1 protein-coding gene is annotated in these 299 nt (G+C 61.9%); it reads right to left on the bottom strand.

The window, feature by feature from the left end; all coding sequences use genetic code 11:
* Positions 1-299 (bottom strand): carbohydrate porin (locus BK660_RS32710; RefSeq protein ID WP_185045247.1); only part of this gene is annotated, 299 nt, incomplete at both ends.

Raw genomic sequence — 299 nt, 5'->3', positions numbered from 1 at the left:
CGGCGTCCACACCAGTTCGATCGGCAGGATCGCGCCTTGGGTGCCGCTGCCGCTGAGTTTGAAACCGTTGCCGCGATCGAGGTTCGACGGGTTCTGCTCATAAGCGCCGACCTGTGCGTACAACTCTGGCGTCAGGTGATATTTGACGCGCATCGCCCACTGGCTGACCGGCCAGTTGTACCAGATGCCGCCGACCCAGTTGCCGACCTGCGAGCCGCAGAACGCGAGGTTCTGGAAGTCGCACGGGAAGCTGTTGAAGTCTTCGCCTTCGCCGAAGCGTCCGACCTTGATGTCGAGTT

This window comes from Pseudomonas brassicacearum, from assembly GCF_003732265.1.
Lineage (GTDB): Bacteria > Pseudomonadota > Gammaproteobacteria > Pseudomonadales > Pseudomonadaceae > Aquipseudomonas > Aquipseudomonas brassicacearum_D.
This window is presented reverse-complemented; position numbering and strand designations above follow the sequence as displayed.